Source organism: Terrabacter sp. Root181, from assembly GCF_001428505.1.
In the GTDB taxonomy this organism is placed as follows: Bacteria; Actinomycetota; Actinomycetes; order Actinomycetales; family Dermatophilaceae; genus Terrabacter.
This window is the reverse complement of record NZ_LMHU01000001.1, coordinates 1,755,023-1,780,240: the sequence shown is the minus strand read 5'-3', so window position 1 is coordinate 1,780,240 and position 25,218 is coordinate 1,755,023. Positions and strand designations below refer to the sequence as shown.

20 protein-coding genes are annotated in these 25,218 nt (G+C 72.3%); 7 read left to right on the top strand and 13 right to left on the bottom strand.

What is annotated here, in order from left to right:
- Positions 1 to 17: 17 nt before the first annotated feature.
- Both ASD90_RS08270 and ffh read right to left on the bottom strand, forming a co-directional pair.
- Positions 18 to 992, bottom strand: coding sequence for a S1C family serine protease (locus ASD90_RS08270; RefSeq protein ID WP_235506431.1), 975 nt, complete (start codon positions 990 to 992; stop codon positions 18 to 20).
- A gap of 116 nt (positions 993 to 1,108) precedes the next feature.
- Positions 1,109 to 2,746: a signal recognition particle protein gene (gene ffh / locus ASD90_RS08265; protein ID WP_056753845.1), complete on the bottom strand. Its 1,638-nt coding sequence runs from the start codon at positions 2,744 to 2,746 to the stop codon at positions 1,109 to 1,111.
- 89 nt (positions 2,747 to 2,835) lie between these two features.
- On the opposite strand from ffh, the gene ASD90_RS08260 reads away from it, so the two are divergent.
- Entirely contained in the window at positions 2,836 to 3,267 is a 432-nt protein-coding gene (locus tag ASD90_RS08260; protein WP_082588542.1) for an NUDIX domain-containing protein, read from the top strand.
- Positions 3,268 to 3,340: 73 nt separating this feature from the next.
- Here ASD90_RS08260 and ASD90_RS08255 read toward each other — a convergent pair whose 3' ends face one another.
- The 6 genes from ASD90_RS08255 to smc all read right to left on the bottom strand — a co-directional run bounded on the left by ASD90_RS08255 (position 3,341) and on the right by smc (position 13,018).
- The gene (locus ASD90_RS08255; protein WP_056753842.1) at positions 3,341 to 5,704 is read right to left on the bottom strand and encodes a [protein-PII] uridylyltransferase; all 2,364 of its coding nucleotides are present in this window, start codon (positions 5,702 to 5,704) and stop codon (positions 3,341 to 3,343) included.
- A 72-nt stretch (positions 5,705 to 5,776) separates the two neighbouring features.
- Positions 5,777 to 6,115 carry a P-II family nitrogen regulator gene (locus ASD90_RS08250; RefSeq protein ID WP_020142775.1) on the bottom strand — a complete coding sequence of 113 codons (339 nt, stop codon included), beginning with the start codon at positions 6,113 to 6,115 and terminating at the stop codon, positions 5,777 to 5,779.
- Entirely contained in the window at positions 6,112 to 7,584 is a 1,473-nt protein-coding gene (locus ASD90_RS08245; protein WP_056753839.1) for an ammonium transporter, read from the bottom strand. Before ASD90_RS08245 ends, ASD90_RS08250 begins: the two co-directional genes overlap by 4 nt.
- Before the next feature lie 198 nt (positions 7,585 to 7,782).
- Positions 7,783 to 8,991 (bottom strand): signal recognition particle-docking protein FtsY, encoded by a 1,209-nt coding sequence (ftsY, locus tag ASD90_RS08240; protein WP_056753837.1) that lies wholly within the window; start codon positions 8,989 to 8,991, stop codon positions 7,783 to 7,785.
- A 119-nt stretch (positions 8,992 to 9,110) separates the two neighbouring features.
- Complete coding sequence (locus ASD90_RS08235) at positions 9,111 to 9,293, bottom strand: hypothetical protein (RefSeq protein ID WP_056753834.1); 183 nt, start codon at positions 9,291 to 9,293, stop codon at positions 9,111 to 9,113.
- 146 nt (positions 9,294 to 9,439) lie between these two features.
- Complete coding sequence (gene smc, locus ASD90_RS08230; RefSeq protein WP_056753831.1) at positions 9,440 to 13,018, bottom strand: chromosome segregation protein SMC; 3,579 nt, start codon at positions 13,016 to 13,018, stop codon at positions 9,440 to 9,442.
- Positions 13,019 to 13,138: 120 nt separating this feature from the next.
- On the opposite strand from smc, the gene ASD90_RS08225 reads away from it, so the two are divergent.
- Complete coding sequence (locus ASD90_RS08225) at positions 13,139 to 13,798, top strand: MSMEG_1061 family FMN-dependent PPOX-type flavoprotein (RefSeq protein ID WP_056753829.1); 660 nt, start codon at positions 13,139 to 13,141, stop codon at positions 13,796 to 13,798.
- Positions 13,799 to 13,861: 63 nt separating this feature from the next.
- Here ASD90_RS08225 and ASD90_RS08220 read toward each other — a convergent pair whose 3' ends face one another.
- The gene (locus tag ASD90_RS08220) at positions 13,862 to 14,164 is read right to left on the bottom strand and encodes a chorismate mutase (RefSeq protein ID WP_056753827.1); all 303 of its coding nucleotides are present in this window, start codon (positions 14,162 to 14,164) and stop codon (positions 13,862 to 13,864) included.
- Positions 14,165 to 14,182: 18 nt separating this feature from the next.
- Entirely contained in the window at positions 14,183 to 14,449 is a 267-nt protein-coding gene (locus tag ASD90_RS08215) for an acylphosphatase (protein ID WP_056754695.1), read from the bottom strand.
- 146 nt (positions 14,450 to 14,595) lie between these two features.
- Here ASD90_RS08215 and ASD90_RS08210 point away from each other — a divergent pair, with 146 nt between their 5' ends.
- Complete coding sequence (locus ASD90_RS08210; protein ID WP_056753825.1) at positions 14,596 to 16,581, top strand: acyltransferase family protein; 1,986 nt, start codon at positions 14,596 to 14,598, stop codon at positions 16,579 to 16,581.
- Complete coding sequence (locus tag ASD90_RS08205) at positions 16,578 to 17,495, top strand: NAD(P)-dependent oxidoreductase (RefSeq protein WP_200958554.1); 918 nt, start codon at positions 16,578 to 16,580, stop codon at positions 17,493 to 17,495. Before ASD90_RS08210 ends, ASD90_RS08205 begins: the two co-directional genes overlap by 4 nt.
- Before the next feature lie 130 nt (positions 17,496 to 17,625).
- Here the strand turns inward: ASD90_RS08205 and ASD90_RS08200 are convergent, their stop codons facing one another.
- From ASD90_RS08200 to ASD90_RS08190, 3 genes are read right to left on the bottom strand one after another with little or no spacing between them, the layout of a single operon-like run.
- The gene (locus tag ASD90_RS08200) at positions 17,626 to 18,483 is read right to left on the bottom strand and encodes an MOSC domain-containing protein (protein ID WP_235506429.1); all 858 of its coding nucleotides are present in this window, start codon (positions 18,481 to 18,483) and stop codon (positions 17,626 to 17,628) included.
- The gene (locus tag ASD90_RS08195; RefSeq protein WP_056753819.1) at positions 18,480 to 20,405 is read right to left on the bottom strand and encodes a M3 family metallopeptidase; all 1,926 of its coding nucleotides are present in this window, start codon (positions 20,403 to 20,405) and stop codon (positions 18,480 to 18,482) included. The genes ASD90_RS08200 and ASD90_RS08195 overlap by 4 nt, the downstream gene beginning before the upstream one ends.
- Before the next feature lie 41 nt (positions 20,406 to 20,446).
- The gene (locus tag ASD90_RS08190; RefSeq protein WP_056753816.1) at positions 20,447 to 21,742 is read right to left on the bottom strand and encodes a hydroxyacid-oxoacid transhydrogenase; all 1,296 of its coding nucleotides are present in this window, start codon (positions 21,740 to 21,742) and stop codon (positions 20,447 to 20,449) included.
- A 23-nt stretch (positions 21,743 to 21,765) separates the two neighbouring features.
- On the opposite strand from ASD90_RS08190, the gene ASD90_RS08185 reads away from it, so the two are divergent.
- Genes ASD90_RS08185 through ASD90_RS08175 form a run of 3 tightly spaced genes read left to right on the top strand, consistent with a single transcriptional unit; the run spans position 21,766 to position 25,213 of the window.
- Positions 21,766 to 23,049, top strand: a complete 1,284-nt coding sequence (locus ASD90_RS08185) for an NAD(P)/FAD-dependent oxidoreductase (RefSeq protein ID WP_056753811.1) — start codon at positions 21,766 to 21,768, stop codon at positions 23,047 to 23,049.
- A 60-nt stretch (positions 23,050 to 23,109) separates the two neighbouring features.
- Positions 23,110 to 24,867 (top strand): sodium:solute symporter family protein, encoded by a 1,758-nt coding sequence (locus ASD90_RS08180; RefSeq protein ID WP_056753809.1) that lies wholly within the window; start codon positions 23,110 to 23,112, stop codon positions 24,865 to 24,867.
- Positions 24,868 to 24,880: 13 nt separating this feature from the next.
- Positions 24,881 to 25,213 carry a hypothetical protein gene (locus ASD90_RS08175; protein ID WP_056753807.1) on the top strand — a complete coding sequence of 111 codons (333 nt, stop codon included), beginning with the start codon at positions 24,881 to 24,883 and terminating at the stop codon, positions 25,211 to 25,213.
- Positions 25,214 to 25,218: the final 5 nt, after the last annotated feature.

Sequence of the window (25,218 nt, the reverse complement as noted above, 5' to 3'; positions counted from 1 at the left end):
CCGCCTGTCCCTCTCCGTCACCCGCGCAGCAGCCGCGGTACGGCGCGGACGTCGACGAGTGCAGCTCCCCTGAGGACGGTGACCTCGATCGGGCGCCCGATCGCCTCGTCCAGCAGGATCCGCTGGAGCGACTGTGCGTCGGACAGCGGTCTGCCGTCCGCGGCGACGACGACATCGCCCCGGATCAGGCCGGCGTGCTCGGCCGGGCTGTCCGGGACGACCTCCGCGATGCGCAGCGCGGTGCGCCGGCCCAGTCGGGCCGCGACGTCGTCGGTCACCGGCACCGGGACGGTGACGAGACCGAGGTAGGCGCGGCGGACGTGCCCGTCCTCGACGAGGGCCTCGATGATCCGTCGGGTCGTCGCGTTGATGGGCACCGCGAGACCGAGCCCGATCCCGGCGACCGCCGTGTTGATGCCGACGACGCGGGCCCGTGAATCGGCCAGCGCGCCGCCGGAGTTGCCCGGGTTGAGGAGGGCGTCGGTCTGGATGACGTCCTCGACGAAGCGGGACGCGCTGCCGGACCGGGTCGGCAGCGAGCGACCGAGCGCGCTGACGACGCCCGCGGTGACACTGCCCTCGAGCCCGAGCGGGTTGCCGATGGCGACGACGACCTGCCCGACCCTGAGCCGGTCGGCGTCGCCGAACTCCGGAGGGGACGTGAGTGCCTCCTCGGCGCGCACGACGGCGAGGTCCGAGAGCGGGTCCGCGCCGACGAGGTGGACGCGAACGGACCGGCCGTCGGAGAAGTTCGCGGTTCCGTGGTCGACGCCGTGCACGACGTGGGCGTTGGTCAGGAGCAGGCCGTCGGCGGTCAGCGTCACTGCGGAGCCTCCGCCCTCGACGGCGCCGCCCCGGACCGGTCGGCTGACCCGGAGGCTCGCGACGAGCGGCGTGAGGCGGGCGGCCACGGTGCTCACCGCGCGCGAGTACGCGTCGAGGCCGTCGCCGTCGCCCGGGTCAGCGGCTGCCGTCATCTCGAAGCGCGCCATCACCCCTCCTCGCGGACCGGACACCCACGTCCCGTGGCCCCAGAGTGGTCAGCGCGCAGCGCACGACCGGCATTCCCGCGGTGAGAGGTGATGCCGGAGGCGTGGGGCCGGAACGCTCAGCGGCCTCCGCCGAGGAACTTCTCGAAGCCCTTGGGCAGGTTCGACGGGTCGAAGCCGGCCAGCGGGTCGGCGTCGTCGCCGGCACCGGCCCCGTTGGCACCAGGCGCACCGAAGGCGCTCGCAGCTGAGGCGGCCCGGCCCGAGGCGGCCTTCTCCGCGGCAGCCCGCTCCTCCGCCGCGCGCTTGGCGGGGTTGCCGCTCTTGCTCTTCTTGCGCTGCGGCTGCTGCTGCTTGCCGCGCTTGCCGGTGCCGGGGATGCCGGGCATTCCCGGCAGGCCGCCACCGCCTCCGCGAGCCATCGACTTCATCATCTTCTGGGCCTGGCCGAAGCGTTCGAGCAGCTGGTTGACCTCCGTGACCGTGACACCGGAGCCCTTGGCGATGCGGGCGCGGCGCGAGCCGTTGATCTGCTTGGGGTGGGTGCGCTCGAACGGCGTCATCGAGCGGACCATGGCCTCGACGCGGTCGAACTCGCGGTCGTCGAAGGCGTCGAGCTGGTCACGCATCCCCTGCATGCCCGGCATCATCTTGAGCATCGACTTGAGCGAGCCCATCTTCTTGATGGCGTTCATCTGCGAGAGGAAGTCCTCGAAGGTGAAGTCCTCCTCCGCGAGGAACTTGCGGGCCATCTCGTCGGCCTCGCGCTTGTCGAACGCGCGCTCGGCCTGCTCGATGAGCGTCAGGACGTCACCCATGTCGAGGATGCGGCTCGCCATGCGGTCGGGGTGGAAGACCTCGAAGTCGGTGACCTTCTCACCGGTCGAGGCGAACATGATCGGCTCACCGGTGATCTCGGCCACCGACAGGGCCGCGCCACCGCGGGCGTCGCCGTCGAGTTTGGACAGGACGACGCCGGTGAACGCGACGCCCTCGTGGAAGGCCTGGGCCGTCTCGACGGCGGCCTGGCCGATCATCGCGTCGATGACGAAGAGGACCTCGTCGGGCGAGATCGCCGCGCGGATGTCGGAGGCCTGCTGCATGAGGTTGGCGTCGACGGCGAGCCGGCCGGCGGTGTCGACGATGACGACGTCGTACTGCTTGGCCCGGGCGTGCTCGATGCCCATCCGCGACACGGTGACGGGGTCGCCGAACGACCGGGTGCCCTCGCCGGAGTCGAGGACGGCGTCGTGGCCGCCCATGTTGCCGCGCTCGGGCGCGAAGACGGGGACGCCGGCGCGCTCACCGACGACCTCGAGCTGGGTGACGGCGTTGGGGCGCTGGAGGTCGGCCGCGACGAGGAGGGGCGCGTGGCCCTGGCCCTTGAGCCACGTGCCGAGCTTGCCGGCGAAGGTCGTCTTGCCCGAGCCTTGGAGGCCGGCGAGCATGATCACCGTCGGCGGCTGCTTCGCGAAGCGGATCGTGCGCGTCTGCCCGCCGAGGATGGCGACGAGCTCCTCCTGCACGATCTTGACGACCTGCTGGGCCGGGTTGAGGGCCTGGCTGACCTCGGCACCGAGGGCGCGCTCGCGCACCGCCCCGGTGAACCGCTTGACGACGGGCAGGGCGACGTCGGCGTCGAGCAGGGCGAGGCGGATGTCTCGGATCGTCGCGTTGACGTCGGACTCCGTGAGCCGGCCCTTGCCGCGGAGGTTCTTGAACGTCGCGGTCAGGCGGTCAGACAGGGATGCAAACACCCGGCAAGGTTATCCGCTCCGCCGACCACTTCCGACTCGGTGGCCTCCCGCGGGCCCGACGGCGTATGCCGCCGCGTAGGGTCGCGCGGGTGAGTGACCCCAGTGCCGGCCCGTCCACGACCCCGCCGTTCATCGACAAGATCGCGTGGATCCATCTCGAGGAGCGCCGCCTGCTCACGGCCCGCAACGCCGGGCGGGACCGCTTCTACCTGCCGGGCGGCAAGCGCGAGCCGGGCGAGAGCGACGTCGAGACACTGGTCCGTGAGCTCGACGAGGAGCTGACCGTGGCCATCGACCCGGCCACCGCCGCCCACGTCGGTACGTTCGAGGCCCTCGCCGACGCGCGCACGGACGGTCTCGTCGTGCGCCTCACCTGCTACACGGCGACGCACACCGGCGAGCTCGTCCCGTCACGCGAGATCGACGAGATCGCGTGGCTGACGGCCGGCGACGGCGACCGGGTGTCCGCCGTCGACCGGCTCGTCCTCGTCCACCTGCGCGACGCGGGCCTGCTCGACTGATCGCTCGGCCTCGTCGGGCCCGGTTCGATGTGTTCCACGGTCACGGGTGACCGTGGAACACATCGAACCGCGGTCAGTCGCCGTCGCAGGTGTCGATGATCATCGCGACGGCCTGCGCGGCGCGGGCCGGCGCGAGCTGACCGCCCCCGAACTCGGTCACGTAGAACGTGTCGAGCGTCTGGCCGGCATACGTCGCGATGTGCGCCGAGCGCACCGACAGCGACGCCCGGGCGAGCGTGATGCCGATGTCCTGGAGCAGTCCGGGACGGTCGGTCGCGCGGACCTCGACGACGGTCGCGCTGTCGGACGCGCTGCTGATGACCATGGCCCGCGTCGAGTCGACGGAGCCCGAGCCGGGGCTGCGCACCCCGCTCGACTTGCGCCGCTGGAGCTTGCCGAGGGGCGAGCGGTCGCCCTTCGCGACGCGCACCAGGTCGCGCGAGATGACCTCGGGCAGCGGGGTCTCGCTGCCCGGTGAGTCGACCCACCACTCGTTGACGGCGAGGCCGTCGATGGTGCGGACGATGGCCGAGCGCACGACGAAGCCGTGCGCGGCGAGCAGGCCGGCCGTGTCGGCGAACAGGCCGGCGCGGTCGCGGTCGATGATGTCGACGCGGTGGGCGCCACCGAGGGATGACACGGTGACGTAGGGCTCTCCGGACGCGATGCGGTCGAGCGCGTCGTCGGAGAGCGGCAGGGTCTCGATCGGTTCCACGACGAGAGGCCCCTCTCCTGGGGTCTGGGCGGTGAGTGCGGTCCGGCAGGCCTGGTAGAGCCGCTGGACGAGACCGGCTCGCCAGTCGCTCCAGGCCTTGGGGCCGGCGGCTGACGCGTCCGCCTCGGTGAGGGCGCGCAGGAGGTCGAGGGTCATGGCCGACCCGCCGACGGCCTCCGAGAGCGCGGCGATGGTCGCCGGGTCCTCGGGGTCGCGTCGGGTGGCGAGGTCCACGAGGGTGAGGTGCTCGCGCACCAGCCGCACGATGATGGCGCGGTCGGCGTCGGTGACGCCCATGCGCTGGAGCACCGTGTCGGCGATCTCGGCCCCGGTCGCGGAGTGGTCCCGCGAGCCCGGCACCTTGCCGATGTCGTGGAGCACCGCGGCGAGCATGAGCAGGTCGGGCCGGGCGACGTCGCGGACCATGCCGCTCGCCGCCACGACGGTCTCGATGAGGTGCCGGTCGACGGTGTGCCGGTGGACGGCGTTGCGCTGCGGGCGGCTGCGCACCGCCTTCCACTCGGGGATCCACCGCTCGACGACGCCCGCGAGGTCGAGGCCCTCCCACACCGTGACGAGGCCGGGGCCCGACGCCAGCAGGTCGGCGAAGAGGTTGCGGGCGACCTCGGGCCACGGCTCGGGCAGGACCGGCGCGGTGGCGGCGAGGTTCTTCAGCGTCGTCGGCGACAGGGGGATGCCGCCCCGCGCAGCCACGACGGCGGCGCGCAGCGGGATGATCGGGTCGGACGACAGGTCGGCCGACGGCCCGAGGACCGCCTCGCCGTCGTGCCGGTAGAGGCCGTAGCCGAGCGGTGCCAGCTGCGGCCGACGGGGGCCGACGCGCAGCGTCCTGGCGCGCTGGGACTGCATGGCGCGCCGCAGGGTGCCGTCGACGGCATACGCGATGGTGCGGGCCGACGTCGACAGGTCGGTGAGCAGGTCGTCGGCGTCGGTGTAGCCGAGCAGCGCGGCGCAGGCGTCCTGGTCGTCGCGCGTCAGGCGGTCGCGGCCCCGCCCCGTCACGACGTGGATGGCGTCACGCACGTCGAGGATGCGCTCGTACGCCTCGTCGACCTCTCCGTGCGGCCGGTCCGTCAGCCACGCGGCCGTGAGGGCCCGCAGGACTGACATGTCGCGCAGGCCGCCGTGGGCCTCCTTGAGGTCCGGCTCGATGAGGTGGGCCAGGTCGCCCTGGCGGGCGTGGCGCTGGAGCACCGACTCGTGCATCTCGCCGAGCCGGGTGCGGGCGTTGGCGCGCCAGTCGTGCGCCACGGTGGACCGGGCCGCGTTGACGACGTCGGCGTCACCGGCCACGTGGGTCAGGTCGAGCAGCCCCACGGCCGCGGAGAGGTCGTCGGAGGCGACGGCCCGGCATTCGGCCACGGTGCGGACGCTGTGGTCGAGCCGGACCCCCGCGTCCCAGATGGGGTACCAGAGCTTGTCGGCGAAGGCGCCGACCTCCTTGCCCGAGAGGCCGCGTGGGTGGTGGACGAGCACCAGGTCGTAGTCGCTGAGCGGTCCGCCGTCACCCCGGGCGAGCGAACCGACGGCGGCGAGGGCGACGCCTTCATGGCGTCGCCCCGCGCACGCCTCGCGCCAGAGCTCCTGGAGCCATCCGAACCCGAACTCCGCGAGCGCCCGGCGGCGGGTCTGGCCCGCGCCGGGCGTCGCGAAGGTTCGGGTGCCGGCGAGGTCCAGACGTCGTGAGGTCACATCCGTCATGTCAGGTCTCGCCGTCCCCTTGAGTTGCGTGTGTCGTGTCGTGCTCGGTGCGGTCGTGCGTGCCGTAGGCGCTCAGAGAGCGTCGACGCCCCGCTCGCCGGTGCGGACCCGCACCACCTCTTCGACCGGGACCGACCAGATCTTGCCGTCACCGATGCGGCCGGTCTGGGCGGCCTTGAGGATGACCTCGAGGACGTCCGCGGAGTCGACGTCGTCGACGAGGACCTCCAGGCGCACCTTCGGCACGAAGTCGACGGTGTACTCGGCGCCGCGGTAGACCTCGCTGTGGCCGCGCTGACGGCCGTAGCCGCTGGCCTCGCTGATGGTCATGCCGGCCACCCCGAAGGCTTCCAGCGCCTCCTTGACCTCGTCGAGCTGGTGCGGCTTGATGATGGCGGTGATGAGCTTCACGCGGATGCCCCTTCCTTGGAGGACGGCTCGTCGGCGATGGGCTGTCGGGTTCGTTCGGCCACGACGCCCGAGGAGGGCAGGCTACGGCTGCCACCCGTGAACGAGCCGAGGTCGTACGCGGTCTCCGCGTGCTCCAGCAGGTCGATCCCGCTGACCTCTTCCTCCTCGGAGACCGTGAAGCCCATGGTCTTGTGCAGGACCCATCCGATGATGAAGGTCACCACGAAGGAGTAGATCAGCACCGCGAAGGCGCCGAGAGCCTGGGCCCCGAGCTGGCCGAGGCCTCCACCGAGGAGGAGACCGTCGTTCATGCTGAGGCCGGCCGTGCCGGTCGGGCTGTTGGTCGCGTCGGCGAGGAAGCCGATGAGCAGCGTGCCGATGAGGCCGCCGACGAGGTGCACGCCGACCACGTCGAGGCTGTCGTCGAAGCCGAACCGGAACTTGAGCCCGACGGCCAGAGCGCAGCCCACGCCGGCCGCGAGACCGACGACGAGGGCACCCCACGGGGAGACGGTGGCGCAGGCCGGGGTGATGGCGACGAGGCCGGCGACGACACCGGATGCCGCGCCGAGCGAGGTGGCGTGGCCGTCACGGATCTTCTCCGTGATGAGCCAGCCGAGCATGGCCGTGCAGGTTGCGCCGAGGGTGTTGACCCAGACGCCCGAGGCGAGGGTGCCCGCGCTGAGGGCCGAGCCGGCGTTGAAGCCGAACCAGCCGAACCACAGGATGCCGGCACCGATCATGACGAGGGTCAGGTTGTGCGGACGCATCGGCTCCTTGGGCCACCCGACCCGCTTGCGGAGCAGGATCGCCAGGGCGAGGCCCGCGATACCGGCATTGATGTGGATGGCCGTGCCACCGGCGAAGTCGTACGCGCCGGCGCCACCGAGGAAGAGTCCGTCCGCCTTGTTGGCGATCCAGCCACCCGTCTCGGCCGCGAAGCCGTTGAAGGCGAAGACCCAGTGGGCCGCGGGGAAGTAGACGAGGGTCGCCCAGATCACCGTGAAGACGGTCCAGGTGACGAACTTGGCCCGGTCGGCGATCGCGCCCGAGACGAGGGCCACGGCAATGATCGCGAAGACGACCTGGAAGGCGACGAAGGCCCCGCCGGGGATGCCGCCCGCCGCTGCGGTGCCCGCGGCCGCGTCGGCCGGTACGTAGCCGTAGATGGCATCGAGCACGCCGGTGAGCCCGAAGTGTTCGAAGGGATTTCCGATGAGACCGCCGCCGACGTCGTTGGCGAAGGTCTCGCTGTAGCCCCAGAGGATCCACACCGTGCCGACCGTGCCCATCGTGATGAACGACATCATCATCATGTTGAGGACGCTCTTGGTGCGAACCATGCCGCCGTAGAAGAGGGCGAGACCGGGGGTCATGAACAGGACCAGTGCGGCCGCTGCCAGGACCCACGCGGTGTTCCCGCTGTCGGTGAACGGCGCGTCTGCCGTCACGAAGGTAAGTGCGCTCATGGCCAGAACGATGGACGGGCCGGATTTCTGGCGACCGCGTCGTTTGTTACAGCCATGTCAACAACAGGTGGGCGGTGTTAGCGGATGGTTTCCCGCACCGTGGGCGTCCGGATCATGGACTCCCCCGCTTCCCCCACCGGACGCCACGAGCACGTGTGCCGTCCGGCACACGTGCTCGTGGGTCTGGAGCCCGTGTCGTCACATGACGATGGCGTCGACGAAGGCCTCGGGGTCGAAGGGGGCGAGGTCGTCGGGGCCCTCACCGAGGCCGACGAGCTTGACGGGGACGCCGAGCTGGCGCTGGACCGCCACGACGATGCCGCCCTTGGCGGTGCCGTCGAGCTTGGTCAGCACGATGCCGGTGACGTCGACGGCCTCGCAGAAGACCTTGGCCTGCTGCAGGCCGTTCTGGCCGGTGGTCGCGTCGAGGACGAGGAGCACCTCGTCGATGGGGCTCTGCTTCTCGATGACGCGCTTGACCTTGCCGAGCTCGTCCATGAGGCCGACCTTGTTGTGGAGGCGGCCCGCCGTGTCGATGATGACGACGTCGACCTCCTCCTCCATGCCGGCCTTGACCGCGTCGAAGGCGACGGCTGCGGGGTCGGCGCCGTCCTTGTCGGAGCGCACGGTGGCGACCCCGACGCGGGCGCCCCACGTCTCGAGCTGGTCGGCGGCCGCTGCGCGGAAGGTGTCGGCGGCGCCGAGCAGCACCTCGCGGTCCTCGGCCACGAGGACGCGCGCGAGCTTGCCGACGGTCGTCGTCTTGCCGGTGCCGTTGACGCCCACGACGAGGATGACGGCGGGGCGGTCACCGACCCGGCTGCTGGCGATGCGACGGTCCATGTCGGGCTGGACCAGCGCGAGGAGGTCGTCGCGGAGCCAGCCGCGGACCGTGGCCTCGTCGGTCGTCCCGTCGACCTTGACGCGGGTGCGCAGCGAGTCGACGAGCTCGGTGGCGGCCTCGACGCCGAGGTCGGAGGAGATGAGGGTGTCCTCGACCTCCTCCCAGGCCTCCTCGTCGAGCTTGCCGCGCGAGAGGAGCGCGAGCAGGCCCTGGCCGATGGAGGAGTTGGACCGGGCCAGGCGCGCGCGCAGCCGCTGGAGCCGGCCGCGGGCCGACTCCGGCCGCTCGAGGGTCGGCTCGGGGACGGTCGGTGGGGCGGTCGGAGCCTCGGGCTCGAGCGTCGTCGTGGAGCCCGTTGCCTCGGGGGGCGCGACGGTGTCGGTGGAGCCGGTGGGTGGGCGGCGGTCGAGGTCCTCGGCGGGCAGCCCCGGGCGGGCCGGCGGAGCCTCGCGATCGACGGTGCGGCCGCGGCCGCGCACGAGGCTGACGCCGTAGGCGACCGCGCCGACGAGGATGGCGACGCCGATGATGACGTATGTCCAGACTGTGTCCACGTCAGCCATCCAACCACGCTGGTGACGAGGCGCCGGACGCCTCGACGGCGGCTCGGGCGCGGCTCGGGCGCGGCTCGGCCACCGGTGGTGGCCGGTGGCCGAGGGTGTCGGGCAGGCGGTCGGCGCGGCTAGTGCGCGCGGGCGCGCGGGCGACCGAGGGTCCCCGCACGGCGACGTGCCGAGCGTGCGACCCCTTCCCCCTTGGCGGTGAGCAGGTCCCGGCCGCCACGGTGCGCAGGCACCGCGACGACGCCGACGACCGCCACACCGAGCACGGTGACGACAAGCATCGAGATGACCAGGTAAACCATGTGACAAGAGTGACGCATGTGACCCATGTGGCGCAAAGAGCACGGAGTGACGATTCGGCAACTCCACACGAGGCGGCCGCCATCCCCGTCCCGCGCGCTCCCACGTGCAGCGCCCGGTCGAGGCCGATCGCGTATGCCGGTGTCGGTCAGGCCGGCCGGTCGGCGACGTCGCGCAGTCGCTGGGACACCACCGTCGTGACGCCGTCGCCACGCATGCTGACGCCGTAGAGGGCGTCGGCGATCTCCATCGTCTTCTTCTGGTGCGTGATGACGATGAGCTGGGAGCTGTCGCGCAGCTCCTCGAAGAGGGTGATGAGGCGCCCGAGGTTGGCGTCGTCGAGCGCGGCCTCGACCTCGTCCATGATGTAGAAGGGCGAGGGCCGTGCCTTGAAGATCGCCACGAGCAGCGCCACGGCGACGAGCGAGCGCTCACCACCGGAGAGCAGCGACAGCCGCTTGATCTTCTTGCCCGGCGGACGCGCCTCGACCTCGAGGCCGGTCGTGAGCATGTTGGACGGGTCGGTGAGGACGAGGCGTCCCTCACCACCGGGGAAGAGCCGCTGGAAAACGCGCTCGAACTGGACCGCGGTGTCCTCGAAGGCCTCGGCGAAGACGCGCTCGACGCGCTCGTCGACCTCCTTGACGATGTCGAGCAGGTCGCGCTTGGAGTTCTTGAGGTCCTCGAGCTGCTCGGTGAGGAACTTGTGGCGTTCCTCCAGGGCGGTGAACTCCTCGAGCGCGAGGGGGTTGATGCGCCCGAGGGCGTTCAGCTTGCGCTCGGCCTGACGAAGCCGCTTCTCCTGGGCCTCGCGCACGAACGGCACCGGGTCGGGGTGCGGTGCGTCGGGATCTGCGTCGGGGTCGGGCACGGCCGGGACGAGCTGGTGCGGGCCGTACTCCTCGACGAGGGCGGACGGCGAGATGCCGAGCTCCTCGACGGCCTTCGTCTCGAGCTGCTCGATGCGCAGGCGCTGCTGGGTGCGCGCGACCTCGTCGCGGTGGACGCTGTCGGTGAGCTCGCGCAGCTCAGCCTGGAGCACGGAGATGTCCCGGCGCACGACGGCGAGCTCGGCGTCGCGCTCGGTGCGCTCGGCCTCACCGGCGGCACGGGCGCGGCCGGCCTGCTCGGCCGACTCGGCGAGCAGCTCGTGGGCCCAGGCCGCGGCCGTGCGCACGGCACCGGCGACGGCGGCCTCGCGCCGGCGGCGGGCCTGCTTCTCGGCGAGGCGCTGGCGCGCCTCCTCCTCGTGTCGGGCGCCGCGCTCGAGGGCGTCGGCGCGGTCCTTGAGGGCACGCGCGCGCTCCTCACGGGTGCGCAGGGCCAGGCGCAGCTCGGTCTCGGCCGCGCGGGCCTCGCGGGCGACGGCCTCGAGACGGTCGCGCTCCTCGGTGGAGGGCTCGTCGGCGAAGTCGCCCTCGCCGCTCGCTGCCTCGAGCCGCTCGAGGAGGGCGGCGTGCTCGGTCTGGTCGGCCTCGAGGGCCGAGGTCGCGTCGGCGATGGCCTTCTCGGTGCGCTCGACCTCGGACCGGGCCGCGCGCAGGGTCTGGCCGAGCGAGCCGAGCTTCTCGGCGATCGCCGCCATCCGGGCGTCGCTCTCGTTGAGCCGCTCGAGAGCGGCCTCTAGCGCGTCGGCGAGCTCGACCCGGGTGGCGTCGGCCCCCGCGACGCGGAAGCGGGCCTCCTCGCCCTCGCGGGTGGCTCGGGCCATGGCGTCCTGCGCGTCGTCGAGCGCGGCCTGCAGCTCGAGGAGGCTGGGAGCCGTGGTGCTGCCACCACGGACCGCGCCGGGTGCGTAGACGTCACCTCCGCGGGTCACGGCCGTGACGCCGGGGTGGCTCCGGACGAGGGCGCGGGCGACCGACCCGTCGGGCACGAGGGCGACTCGCTCGAGCACCTGCTCGACGGCGGGTCGCACCGATGCCGGGCACTCCACCACGTCACGGGCCCAGCGGGCCTCGCCCGACAGCGACGGCCACGAGGCGGGGTCGACGGGCGTCGCGGACTCCGCGACGAGGAGGCTGGCACGGCCGTTGTCGCCGTCGCGCAGTGCGTCGAGAGCGGCCGCGGCGGCGTCGAGCGAGCCGACGGCCAAGGCTTCGGCTGCCGCGCCGAGAGCAGCGGCCACGGCGTTCTCGAGTCCGGGCTCGACCGTGACGAGCGAGGCGACCGACCCGAGGATCCGGTGACCCTCGTCGGCGGCGGCGAGCAGGGCGGCCGCACCGTCCTTGCGGCTGAGGCTGAGGCCGAGTGCCTCGACGCGAGCGGCGGCGGTGGTGCGCGCGCGCTCCGCGGTCGCCTCGGCCTCCTTCCAGCGGGCGTGCTCGGCCTCGGCAGCCTCGAGGCGCGCGGCGGCCTCCTCGTAGGCGGTGTCGAGGCCCTCCTCGCCCTCCTCGTCCTGGGCGACGCTCGACTCGAGCCGCGAGAACTCGTGCTCGGCCTCGGCGGCCCGGGCCTGGGCGGCCTCGATGGTGGTGCGCAGACGTCCGACCTCGGCCTCGCGGGCCTCGATGCGCGACGCCTTCGCACCGACCTGTCCGCCGAGCTTGGCCAGGCCCTCGCGACGGTCGGCCGCGGCCCGGGCCTCGCGCTGCAGGCGGGTGGTCTCCTCGGCGTGCCCGCGCTCGGCGTCGGTGCGCGACATGACGGCGTCCTCGAGCGCGGCCTTGGCCTCGGCGATCTCCTCGAGGAGGAAGGCCTCCTGCTCGCGGACGTCGGCGGCCTGGGCGCGCAGCTGTTCGGGGTCACGGCTCTGGCCGGGAGCCTCGGGCTCGTCGTCCTCGCTGAGCAGGCGCACCCGCTCGGCCGCGAGCGACCGGGTCGAGGCCATCCGCTCGACGAGCCGGCCGAGGGCGACGTACTCGTCCTGGGCCCGGGTCAGGGCCGGACGGGCGGCCTCGGCGGCCTCCTCGAGCGTGGAGAGCCGGTGGGCGAGGTCGCCGATGGACTCCTCGACCTCGGAGCGGCGCTCGATGAGGGCCGACTCGTCGGCCACCTCCTGCTCGAGCGTCGACGTCAGCTGGACGAGGTCGTCGGCCACGAGGCGCAGCCGCGCGTCACGGGCATCGGTCTGGATGACGGCAGCCCTGCGCGCCGTCTCGGCCTGGCGACCGAGTGGGCCGAGCTGGCGGCGGATCTCGCCCGTGAGGTCCTGGACCCGGGTGAGGTTGGCCTCCATCGTGTCGAGCTTGCGGAGCGCGCGTTCCTTGCGCTTGCGGTGCTTGAGGACGCCCGCAGCCTCCTCGATGAACCCGCGGCGCTCCTCGGGCGTCGCGCGAAGGACGGTGTCGAGCTGGCCCTGGCCGACGATGACGTGCATCTCGCGGCCGATGCCGCTGTCGGACAGCAGCTCCTGCACGTCCAGCAGCCGGCAGGGCGTCCCGTTGATGGCGTACTCCGAGCCACCGTTGCGGAACATCGTGCGGGCGATCGTCACCTCGGTGTAGTCGATCGGCAGCGCACCGTCGGTGTTGTCGATGGTCAGGGCCACCTCGGCGCGGCCGAGCGGCGCACGGCCGGACGTGCCGGCGAAGATGACGTCCTCCATCTTGCCGCCACGCAGGGACTTGGCGCCCTGCTCGCCCATGACCCAGGCGAGCGCGTCGACGACGTTGCTCTTGCCGGAGCCGTTGGGGCCGACGATGCAGGTGATGCCGGGCTCGAGACGCAGGTGGGTCGCCGAGGCGAAGGACTTGAAGCCCTTCAGGGTGAGGCTCTTGACGTACACGACCCGAGAAATCCTTTGTCCAGCCAGCCAGCGATCCCGGTCAGCGTACTAGCCGTGGGGGCGTGCTCCGGGGAGGTGAGCGCCCGCGCGTGCGGGGGACGGACGGCATACCGTGGACGGGTGGATGCCGACGAGCGCCGAGATCACCCCCTGGACGACGAGCACCGGGTCAGCTCCCTCGAGCGGCTGCTCGAGGTCTACCCGACGGCCCCCGCCGCCAACAGCCTCGCCAAGGAGTCGGCGACCGTCACGCCCAGCCAGGCGCGGATCATCGCGGCGGCCCCCTTCGTCGTCATCGCCACGGTCGGGGACGGCGGACTCGACCAGTCGCCGCGCGGGGACCGGCCCGGCTTCGTCGTCGTGCGTGACGAGCGCACCCTGGTCATCCCCGACCGCCGCGGCAACAACCGCCTCGACACGCTGCGCAACGTCGTCGCCGACCCGAGGGTGGGCCTGATCTTCCTCGTGCCGGGCCTCGGCGAGGAGCTGCGCGTGCGCGGCACCGCGATCGTGTCGACCGACCCGGACGAGCTGGCGCGACACGAGGTCAAGGGTGTGCTGCCGGCCTCGGTGCTCGTCGTCGAGGTCGAGCGCGTCTACTTCCAGTGCGCTCGTGCGATCAAGCGAAGTCGCCTGTGGGACAGCGAGTCCCGGGTCGACCCGAAGACCCTGCCGACCGCCGGGACGATGACGCGCGAGGCCGGCGGGTTCGCGTCGGACGCCGAGGCGGCCGCCTACGACGCCGCCCTCGCCGAGCGGCAGGACGCGACGCTCTACTGACGACCCGCGTCGGGTCCCGTGCGGCAGGGCCCGGACGGGCCCCCACCCGTCGGGTGCGACGACCTACGCGTCGCCGTTGGCGATGCGCTCGTGGTGGTGGATGACCTCGGCGATGATGAAGTTCAGGAACGCCTCGGCGAACACCGGGTCGAGCCCGGCGCTGTCGGCGAGCGCCCGCAGGCGGGCGATCTGGCGCTCCTCGCGCGCGGGGTCGGCGGCAGGCAGGTGCTGCTCGGCCTTGAGGCGACCCACCTGCTGGGTGCACTTGAAGCGCTCGGCGAGCAGGTGGACGAGTGCGGCATCGATGTTGTCGATGCTGCTGCGCAGCCGAGCGAGCTCGGCGGGGACCTCGGGCACGTCGCTCACCGGGTCAGCCTAGGCGGGTCAGCGCTCGACGAACCCGGTGATTCCGTCCCTCGGAACACCGAGCTGCACGACGACTCCCTCGACGTGTCCCGGGCGCCGGGTCGTCGAAGGGGTCTCCCGCAGCAGCGCCTCGAGCGCGTCGACCGCATCACGGCTCCCCTGGGCGACGACCTCGACGCGACCGTCGGCGGTGTTGCGGGCGTGCCCGTCGAGACCCAGCTCGAGCGCGCGGGCGCGCGTCCACCACCGGAAGGCGACCCCCTGCACCCTTCCGCGCACGAACATCGTCGCGCGCACCGGCCCGCCGCCCACCTCGTCGTCCACCCCGACACGGTATGCCGCGTGGCGCCGCAACGGGAGCCCCACGCGTACCTATGCTCACAACAGGCACGGCGGTGACTCCACTCACCGCGGCCCACGGAAGGAGCGACGTGACGACGTCGGCGATTTCACGGGCGGCTGGCACGGGTCAGACCGCCGACACGGCCACGGGGGCCACCCCGCGATCGGGGCGTGCGCGGTCGGGACATGCGGCTCGCATCGAGGGCCTCGACGGGCTCCGGGCCCTCGCCATCGTCGGGGTCCTCGTCTACCACCTCAACGCCTCGTGGCTGCCGGGCGGCTTCCTCGGCGTCGACGTCTTCTTCGTCGTGTCGGGCTTCCTCATCACGACGCTGCTCGTCCGCGAGCACCATCGCACCGGGAGCATCGCGCTCTCGCAGTTCTGGGTGCGCCGCGCCCGTCGCCTGCTGCCCGCCCTCGTCCTCTGCGTCGTCACGAGCGTGCTCATCGCGCGCGCGGTGAGCCAGGACCTCCTCGTCGACATCGGCCGCCAGATCGTCGGAGCCCTGACGTTCTCCACGAACTGGACCGAGATCACCGCGGGCACGAGCTACTTCGACCAGACCGCGCCCCAGCTGTTCATGAACTTCTGGTCGCTGGCGGTCGAGGAGCAGTTCTACCTGCTCTGGCCGCTCGTGACGCTCGCGCTGCTCACCGTGTCGAGCCGGGTGCGCGTCGGCGTGGCCGTCGCCGTCGGGCTCGGGTCGTCGTTGCTCATGGCGCTGCTCTTCACGCCCGGCACCGACGCGACCCGCGTCTACTACGGCACCGACACCCACGTCATGGGCCTCATGGCCGGGGCCGCCCTCGCCTTCGCCTGGGCGAGCCCCCGGCTCGCGCTGTGGGTGGCGCCGTCGCGGTGGGGTCGTCTCGGGTCGTATGCCGTCCCGCTGGCCCTCGTGGTCCTGCTCGCCGAGATGGCCTTCCTCGACGAGGAGTCGACGCTGACCTTCCGCGGCGGCATCGTGCTCGCGTCGCTCGCGACCGCGGTGCTCGTCATGGGCGTCATCGAGCGACGCCCCGACGGCGTCACCGGGGTGCAGAGGGCGATGCGGCACCCGGTCGCCGGCTGGGTCGGTGCGCGGTCCTACTCCATCTACCTCTGGCACTGGCCCGTCATCCTCCTCGTCGCGCTCGACAACCCCTCGGCACCGGGCACGACGTCGCACCTGCTGACGCGGACATGGTGCGTGCTCGTGACGCTGGCCCTCGCCGACCTCAGCTTCCGCTTCGTCGAGACGCCGTTCCGCAGCCTCGGCTTCCGGGGTGTGGCGACGAGCCTGCGCGGCCGCGTCTCCGGCCTGACCCGGCGCACCAAGCAGGTCGTCGGCGCCGCAGTCGCCACGCTCGCCGTCGTCACCGCGATCATCGTCCTGACCGCCCCCGACCAGAGCGAGACCGCGCGGATGCTCGCCGCGAACGAGGCGGCCGCCGACGCCATGGCGACCCACTCCCCGGTGGCAACCGCCGCGACCCAGGGCACCCCGGCCGCGGGCTCTGGCACCACGGCGTCGGGCACGGGTGCCGCAGCGGCCACCAACGCCTCGTTCACGATGCCCGCCGGACCCGACATCGACGCGTACGGCGACTCGATCATGGTCGGCAGCCTGCAGGCCCTGCGCTACTACTTCCCGGGCATCCGCATCGACGCGAAGTCCAACCGGCGCTGGTCCGACGGCCTCGCGGAGGTCTCGGCGCGCGGTGACGGCAACCGACGCGCGGTCATCCTCGCCTTCGGCACCAACGCCGGGGTCGACGAGGACCGCGTCAAGCAGGTGCTCGACGTCCTCGGTCCCGACCGCATGGTCGTCCTCGTCAACATCATGGGGCCGTTCGCGCGCGTCGACACCGACAACGCGACCCTCGAGCTCGTCGTGCGCGGCCGGGCGAACGTCGTCGTCGCCGACTGGGCCGACGCCATCCGGGCTCACCCGGAGCAGGTCCAGTCCGACAGGATCCACCCGACGATCAAGGGAGCCCACCTCTTCTCCAAGACGGTGCGCCAGGCGATGGCCGACCTCTCGCAGCGCAACACCGGCAAGCCGGTCGTGCTCAAGGAGCTCCCGATCCCGTGACCGCCGGACGCCCGGACCGGTCGGCTCCTACCGGCGACCTCCTGCCCGGAGCACGCGCCGTGAGGACGATCGGCATCGTCTCGCCCGGCGCCATGGGCTCGGCCCTCGGTCGCGCCTGGGCGACCGCCGGTGTGCGGGTCGTCGCGACGGTCGTCGGGCGGAGCGAGCGCACGGCCGGCCTCGCCAGCGGCCTGGAGCTGCTGCCGGACCTCGACGCCGTGGTCGCGGCCGGCGACCTCGTCGTCAGCATCTGCCCGCCCGCCGCCGCCGAGGCCGTGCTCGCCTCGGTGATCGAGGCGTCCAGGGCGACCGGCACGACTCCGCTGCTCCTCGAGGCGAACGCCGTCTCACCCGAGCGCGTCGCCGCCCTCGCCGCACAGGCCGCCGCGGCGGGCCTCGACCTCGTCGACGGGTCCGTCAGCGGCGGGCCGCCCGAGCCCGGGAGCGACACCATGCTCTACCTCTCGGGTGCTCGCGCGGCGGAGGTGACGCGCGTCCCGGCCGTCGGCCTGCGGCGCACCGTCGTCGGCGACCGCGTCGGCCAGGCGTCGGCCGTGAAGATGTGCACCGCCTCGGTCTACAAGGGCACGACGGCGGTCTGGGTGCAGGCCCTGCAGACGGCCGCGGCCCTCGACGTGCTCGCTCCCGTCCTCGCCGACCTCGCCGAGGAGCTCCCTGTCCAGGTCGAGGGCGCCGCGCGGCGCGTGGCGGTGGCAGCCGCCAAGAGCGCGCGCTTCGTCGACGAGATGGAGAGCATCGCCGACACGCAGGGCTCGGCGGGCGCCTCGCCGGAGCTCTTCGCAGGGATGGCGGCGGTCTACCGCCGGCTGGCGGCCACGCCCCTGGCAGCGCTCAGCCCCGAGGAGGCGGCCGCCCTCACCGACCTGCGTGACGTCCTGTCCCGCCTCACCTGAGCCAAGCCGCGGCTCGTCGGGCGCGAGATCGCGCAGCCCGGGTCGCCGGAGCGCACCACCTGCGCGACCTCGCGCCCGATCACGGCTCTGTCGAGCCCGCACCGGACGTCGCAGCCTCCGACTCGGGCCCTCAGGTGGCGACGACGTCGTCGCCGACGCGCAGCATGGCTCCCTCAGCGAGCGGCAGCTCGGGGGTCAGGCGGATCCCGAACCACGTGGCGCCGTCCCACTTCCGGTGCCGGGCGAGGGTGCGGATCGGCTCCTTGCCCGTGCGCAGGTCGACCCGGTCGACGGTCGTCATGACGCAGCGGTCGCAGACCATCGTCGAGCGGAACGGCACGCCCCCGATGCGGACCCTCGACCAAGCGTCCTCGGCGAACGGCTCGCTCCCCGAGACCACGAGGTTGGGTCGGAACCGCTCGTGCCCCAAGGCTTCTCGCGGCTCCTCGCCCCGCTCCAGGGCCGTCTCCAGCACCCAGTCGTTGAGGCGTCGCAGCGACGACTCCGAGGTGACGTGCAGCGGCGCGGCATCCGAGAGCGAGTTGCGGTCCCCCTCGGCGCCACCCATGTCAGGGCGGATCGGACGGTGGGTCTCGTCGTCCTGCCACACGAGCCGCAACGGGCGGCCGACGCGCGCGGTCAGCCACGCGTCGGCCTCGTCGCCGGCGGGGAGGGCGTGGTCCTGCCCGGAGAACCGGACGGGAACGGGCTCGGCGCCGCGCGGCGGGGCGACCTCGAGCGGGTCCGCGCCGGACGCGACCAGGCGCACTCCCCCGTCGTCGACGGGTTCGGCGCGCAGCCCGAGGAGGGCGTGCTCCTCGCGAGCCGTGACCTTGGTGCCGTCCGGGTCGACGACCGCCCAGCGGCGGTCGCCACGCAGACCCTGCGGCTCCACGACCGCCTCGTCGAGGGAGACCCCGCCGAGCGACTTGACGGGGTAGGCCGTCAGCGAGGTGACGCGTACGCCCCCGGTCCGTGCCCCGGTCACTCCGCCAGCCATGCGGCATACGCGTCGAAGGTGTAGGGACGGCCGAGGAAGTCCTCGACGAGGTCGGCGGCGTCGCGACGGCCGCCCTGCGCCAGCACCTTGTCGCGGTAGGCGCCCGCGACCTCGGGGTCGAAGAGGTCGCCGCGGTCGAAGGCCGAGAACATGTCCTTGGCGATGACGAGCGACCACATGTAGGTGTAGTAGGCCGAGCTGTAGCCGTCGAGGTGCCCGAAGTGGCACTGCATGTGCGTGCCCTCGAGGTACGGGAACACCGAGTAGCGCTCCATGAGCTCCCGCAGGCGGGCCGTGAGGTCGTCGGTCTCGTTCACGTGGAAGTCGTAGGAGAGCGCGGCGTAGAACATCTGGGTGCGGGCGTCGTAGCCCTTGCCGAAGTCGTCCGCCCTGCGCATGGCCTCGACGAGCTCGGCGGGGATGGTCTCGCCGTCGGCGTTGCGCGCGAAGGTCGCGAGCACGTCGGCGTCCCAGGCCCACTCCTCGAGCATCTGGCTCGGGGCCTCGACGAAGTCCCACTCGGTCGCGACACCCGAGAAGCGCACCCACTCGGTGCGGCCGGCGAGCACGTGGTGCACGAGGTGGCCGAACTCGTGGAAGAGGGTGACGACCTCGTCGTGCTCCATGAGGCCCCGGTTGAAGTTGCAGACGAGCACGCCCTCGGCGAGCTGCGTGCCGTCGACACCGCGCGCGAGGTCGAACTGGGCCGCGTGCTTGTACTTGCCGTCGCGCGGGTGCAGGTCGAGGTGGATGCGGCCGATCCGCTCGCCGTGGAAGGAGACGTCGTAGGTCGCGACCTCCTCGTGCCACGTGCGGGCGTCCTCACGTGCCACCGGCGACCACTCGAGGCCGAAGAGACGCCCGGTGACGTCGAGCAGGCCCTGGCGCACGGACTCGAACGGGAAGTACGTCCGCACGCGCTGGGCGTCGACGGCGAGGTCCTCCTTGCGCACGAGCTCGGCGTAGTAGGAGACGTCGGCGCCGTCGATGTCGGTGGCGTGGGGACGGTCCTGCCGCAGTCGCTCGAGCAGCACACCCTTGTCTCGCTCGGCGCTCGAGGCCGACAGCTCGGTGATGCGGTCGATGAACTCGCCGATGGCAGCCGCACTGCCGATCATCTTGACCTCGGCGTCGTAGTCGGCCCAGGACGCGTAGCCGAGGAGCGTGGCGTGCTCGCGGCGGACGGCGAAGATCTCCTGGAGCACGCGGTCGTTGGCCGGCCAGGCGATGGTGAGGAACTCGGTGACGAGGTCGCGCCGGGCCTGTGCGTCGTGCGCGAAGGTCCGGAACGGCACGACGTCGGGGTAGTCGGTCGTCACGGTGACGAGGCCGTCGTCGTCGACCGGGTGCGCGTCGACCCAGTCCTGCGGAAGGCCCGCGAGGCGGTCCGGCGTGACCCGGATGCTGCGGACGTTCTCACGGATGTTCTTGCTGAACTCCTGGCTGAGCAGGATGGAGCGCTCGCTCAGCGCCCGGAGGCGGTCGCGCGTCGCCTCGTCGCGGTCGACACCCGAACGGCGGAAGTCGCGCAGGGTGCGCTCGAGCACGCGCGTGGCGTCGGCGTCGAGGCCGCTCGCGTCGAGACCGGCGAGGACGGCATACAGCTCGGTGTCGAGGCCGAGGTCGGTGTCGAGCTTCTGCACCTGCTGGGCCACGGCCTCCGCGCGCTCACGGACCGTGGTGTCGGGGTGGACCTCCGAGAAGAGCGACCCCACCGAGGCGGCGTTGGACAACGCGGTCTGCGCGTCGTTCCACACGCGGAGCACCTCGAGCGGCTCCTTCGGGGGGTCGGCGCGCAGTCCCTCGACGAGGGACCGCGCCAGCGCGAGCTGCTGCTCGCCTCGGGCGCCGACCCAGTCGAGCCAGTCGCTCTCGAGGGGCAGGGGCAGGTGCGTGGGCTCCGTGGTCACAGACGGCACTGTATGCCGCCGCCCTCCCCCGGCGTCGACCGCTATTCCCAGAGCTGCAGCGAGCGGGTCACGATGCCGGCGAGGTCGTCGGCGCCCACCTCGCGCGGGCTGGTCGCGAGCAGCCGCTGCTGCTTCAGCGAGCCCTCGACCAGGGCGTCCACGTCGCGCTCGTCGTAGCCGACGGCCCGGAGGCCGTTCGGCATGCCGATGTCGCGCATGAGGTCGACGAGGACGCCGGGCAGCACGTCGCGCGGCTCCGCATCCCAGCGGTCACCGTGCGCCGGGTCGAGGAGCCGTGCCGCCGCGAGGTGCCGGTCGGGGTCGGACTCGAAGGTCCACCGGAAGGCCTCGGGCGCCGTCATCGCGACGGCCATGCCGTGCGGCACCATCGGCTCGTCGCTCGGGTAGCCCTCCGGGTGGAAGTCGCGCACCCGGCCGGCGATCGGGTACGCGTTGGCGTGCGGCACGTGCACGCCCGCGTTGCCGAAACCGAGGCCGGCGAACGTCGCCGCCAGGGCCATGTCGCCGCGGGCGGCCTCGTCGGAACCGTCGCGAACCGCCGTCCGGAACGCCTTGGCCAACAACGACATCGACCGCTCGGACCACATGTCGGAGATCGGGTTGCTGCCGCAGTAGGGCACGCGCTCCCCGGGCTGCTTGCGCTCGTAGCCGGTGAACGGTCGCGCCGTCCAGCTCTCGAGGGCGTGGCACAGGATGTCCATGCCCGCGCTGGCCGTGACGCCCGCGGGCTGCGTGGCCGTGAGCCGGGGGTCCACCACGGCGAGGCTCGGTCGGAGCCGCACGTGGCTGATCCCGGTCTTGACCTTGAGCGCGAGGACGTCGAGGACGCAGATCGTCGTGCTCTCGGCGCCCGTCCCGGTCGTCGTCGGCACGGCGACGAGCGGGGCGAGCGGACGGCTGGGGGCCCGACCGGCGCCCACCGGTGCGTTGACGTAGTCCATGAGCTCGCCGCCGTCGCTGAGGAGCAGGTCGACCGCCTTCGCCGTGTCGATGGCCGAGCCCCCGCCGACCGCGACGTAGCCGTCGAAGGGGCCGTCGGCGCGGGCCCGCTCGACCGCCGCGAGAAGGCTCGCATCGGTGGGCTCGACGTGTGCCGAGTCGTGCACGACGGCCTCGACCCCGAACCCTCGGACGCCCTCGGCGACACGCTCGGGCCAGCCGGTCGCGAGGACCCCGGGGTCGGTGACGACCAGGACCCGGTGCGCACCGAGAGCCATCAGGTCGTGCCCGATCTCGTCCGCCGCCCCTGCCCCGAACTTCAGCTGCGGGGCGCCGTAGGTGAAGACGGACTCGGGGTTCGCGGGAGACCACGTCATGGGCCCACCCTAGGCTGGCGTCCATGGCCAGCGACGAGACCTCCGGCAGCGCCGGCACCCTCGTCGTCGGGGCGGGGCAGGCCGGCATCTCACTGGTGACGGCTCTGCGCGAGCTCGGCGACACGCAGCCCGTCGTGCTCGTCGGCGACGAGCCCGAGCCGCCCTACGAGCGGCCTCCCCTCTCCAAGAGCTACCTGCGCGGCGAGCACGACCGTGCGTCGCTCGTCTTCCACGACGCCGCCTGGTTCGCCGATCTCGGCGTCGAGCTCGTCACCGGTGACGCCGTCGTGACCATCGCGCGCGACGCCGCCGGTGGGAGCGCCATGACGGCGGCGGGGCGCACCATCGCGTTCCAGCGCCTCGGCCTGGCCACCGGTGCCGTCAACCGTGCGCTGCCGGCCGAGGGTGCTGACCTCGACGGGATCCACGACGTCCGCACCCTCGCCGACGCCGACCGGCTCGCACCCAGGCTCCGCTCCGCGCGCGCGGTCGTCGTCGTGGGCGGTGGCTTCATCGGGCTCGAGATCGCAGCCGGCGCACGGGCGCTCGGCGCCGACGTCACCGTCGTCGAGGCGACCGACCGTCTCCTCGGCCGAGCCGTGTCACCCGTCCTGTCGGACGCCGTCCGCGCAGCGCACGAGCGACGCGGCACGCGGATCCTGCTGGGCACCAGCGTCGTTCGCGTCCTCGGTGAGGGCGGTCGCGTCATCGGCGTGGAGCTCTCGGATGGCACCACGCTGCCCGTCGACGTCGTGGTCGTCGGCATCGGGGCCGTCCCCCGGACCGACCTCGCCGAGCGGCTGGGCCTGCTCGTGGAGCCCCGCGGGATCGTCGTGGACGAGTGTGCCCGAGCGTCCGACGGCCTCACCGTCGCGGCCGGCGACTGCGCCGTCGGCCCGAACCCCTTCGACCGTGGTCAACCGGGGTCGATGCGGCTCGAGAGCGTCCCGCACGCGACCGACCAGGCTCGGGCGGCAGCCGCCACGCTCGCGGGCCGGCCCACGGCATACGACCGGGTGCCATGGTTCTGGAGCGACCAGGGAGACCTGCGACTGCAGATGGCCGGGCTCCCCCAGGGCGCCGACTTGGTCGTCGTGCGCGGCGACGTCGCATCGGAGCGCTTCTCGCTGCTCAGCTACCGCGACGGGCTGCTCATCGCCGTCGAGTCCGTCGGCAGCCCGACCGACTACCTGGCCGTCAAACGGGCGCTCGAGAAGGGTATGACGATCGAAGCCGACTCGGCGGCGGACACCTCCGTCCCACTCAAGCGGCTCATCACGAGGGCACGAGGCACTCGCCCATCCTGACTCGCCCGACGTCAGGGGCTGCGCTAGCGTCGGTCGTCGCCCAAGGAAGGGACTGAACGCATGCACGCACTGGCGGGTCTGCCCACCGCGGACGCCCTCATCAGCGCCAAACCCGTCGACTACGTCATCATCGCCCTCTACTTCGTCTTCGTCCTCGGCATCGGGGTCATGGCGAGGCGGGCCGTGTCCGACTCCATCGACTTCTTCCTCTCCGGCCGGTCGCTGCCGGCCTGGGTCACCGGCCTCGCCTTCATCTCGGCGAACCTCGGTGCCGTCGAGATCATGGGCATGTCGGCCAACGGTGCCGAGCTGGGCATCTCGACCGTGCACTACTTCTGGGTCGGCGCGATCCCCGCCATGCTCTTCCTCGGCGTCGTGATGATGCCCTTCTACTACGGCTCGAAGGTGCGCTCCGTCCCCGAGTTCATGTTCCGCCGCTTCGGCACCGGGGCCCACCTCGTCAACGCGATCAGCTTCGCCGTCGCGCAGCTGCTCATCGCCGGGGTCAACCTCTACCTCCTCGGCTCGATCGTCCACGCGCTCCTCGGCTGGCCGCTCTGGGTGGCGCTGCTCGTGGCCGCCGCGATCGTGCTGTCCTACATCACACTCGGTGGACTGTCGGCGGCCATCTACAACGAGGTGCTCCAGTTCTTCGTCATCGTGGCCGCCCTGCTGCCGCTGACCCTGATCGGCCTGCACCGCGTCGGCGGCTACCAAGGCCTCAAGGACAAGGTCACCGAGTTCGCCACGTCGGCTCCGGCGTCCGCAGGCGTCCCGCCAGCCGAGCAGCAGCTGCACTCGTGGCCGGGTCAGGCGCTCTCGGGCTTCGACTCGCCGTTCTGGTCGGTCGTCGGCATCGTCTTCGGCCTCGGCTTCGTGCTGTCGTTCGGCTACTGGACGACGAACTTCGTCGAGGTGCAGCGGGCCATGGCCTCCAACTCGATGTCCGCTGCACGCAAGACGCCGATCATCGGGTCGTTCGCCAAGATGTTCGTGCCCTTCATCGTCATCATCCCCGGCATGGTCGCCGCCGTGCTCGTCAAGGAGATCGGCGAGCTCAAGGCGGGCGGCACCCCACCGGGCGGAGCGTCCGGCGAGGGCGTGAAGTACAACGACTCACTGCTCCTGCTGATGCGCGACATCCTGCCCAACGGGCTGCTCGGCGTCGCGATCGCCGGACTGCTCGCCGCCTTCATGGCCGGCATGGCCGCCAACATCTCGGCGTTCAACACCGTCTTCAGCTACGACCTGTGGCAGCGCTACATCCGCAAGGACCACAGCGACGACTACTACCTGCGCATCGGCCGTCTGGCCACGGTGGGAGCGACGGTCATCGCGATCTTCACGGCCACCATCGCCAGCTCCTTCAGCAACGTCATGGACTACCTCCAGTCGCTGTTCGGGTTCTTCAACGCACCACTGTTCGCGACTTTCATCCTCGGCATGTTCTGGAAGCGCATGACGGCCACCGCCGGGTGGGTCGGCCTGTCGGCCGGCACGCTCTCGGCCGTGCTCGTCTCGTTCCTCAGCGAGGACGGCTTCGGGTCGGCGAGCCTCGGGGTGATCCCGCTGAGCGGCCAGGGCGCGGCCTTCGTGGCGGCATCGGCCGCCTTCGTCGTCGACATCGTGCTCAGCGTCGGCGTGTCGCTCGTGACCGAGCCCAAGACGTCCGCCGAGCTGCGTGGTCTCGTCTACTCCGAGACGCCGAGCGAGGAGCTCGTCGACCCCGAGGAGCGCACGATGCCGTGGTACCGCCGCACGCTCCCCCTGGCCGGCATCTCGCTCGGCCTCGTCATCATCCTCAACTTCTTGTTCTGACAGGAGCCTCGACATGAGTGACCAGCACCGGCTCGACGCCCCTGACCCCGACGAGCAGCGAGGCCAGCGGCACACCGCGGGCGCCTTCGACATCCGCAACTTCATCGGCGCCCTGCTCGGCCTCTACGGCCTGATCCTGCTCGTCATGGGGATCTTCGGCGACCAGTCGCTGCAGAAGACCGGCGGCGTCAACGCCAACCTCTGGGCCGGCATCGTCCTGCTCGCCATGAGCGCCTTCTTCTTCGTCTGGGCCCGGATCAAGCCGATCATCGTGCCCGCGCACGTCGAGCCCGTCGACGACGACGCGGCGCGCCCGGCCCCGAAGCGTCGCCCGAGCGGGGACTGACGACA